The organism is Nisaea sp. (assembly GCF_017640745.1).
In the GTDB taxonomy this organism is placed as follows: domain Bacteria; phylum Pseudomonadota; class Alphaproteobacteria; order Thalassobaculales; family Thalassobaculaceae; genus Nisaea.
Genome location: NZ_JAEPQA010000083.1, coordinates 1 through 505, shown reverse-complemented (window position 1 = coordinate 505; position 505 = coordinate 1). Strand labels below are relative to the sequence as shown.

At 64.6% G+C, this 505-nt stretch carries 1 protein-coding gene; it reads left to right on the top strand.

Annotated features, from left to right (window positions below):
- The coding region (locus JJ959_RS21335) for a 3-keto-5-aminohexanoate cleavage protein (RefSeq protein ID WP_292888513.1) at positions 1-505 on the top strand (505 nt) is incomplete at both ends.

The following is a 505-nucleotide window of genomic DNA, read 5'->3' as shown; positions in this document are numbered from 1 at the left end:
CACCGAACAGGCTGTTGGTGCTGCGGAGGCCGGTGCGGCCATTCTGCACCTGCACGCGCGTGACCCTGCGACCGGTCGCCCCTCGGCGGCGCCCGAGCACTTCATGGCGTTCCTGCCTCGCATCAAGCAGGCGACCGATGCGGTGCTGAACATCACCACCGGCGGCAGCGCCACGATGAGCCTGGAGGAGCGCCTGGCCGCGCCGAAACAGGCCGCGCCGGAAATGTGTTCCCTCAACATGGGATCGATGAATTTCGCACTCTATCCAGCGGCGGAGCGGATCGAGCATTGGGTCCATGACTGGGAGCGCCCGTTCCTGGAGGCGACCGACGATCTGGTCTTCAAGAACACGCCGCGGGACATCGCCGGCATCCTCACCCAGTTGGGCGAAGAGCGGGGCGCACGGTTCGAGTTTGAATGCTATGATGTCGGCCATCTCTACATGCTGAAGCATTTTCACGACCGGGGGCTTGTCCGCGCGCCGCTGTTCATCCAGTTCGTGCTG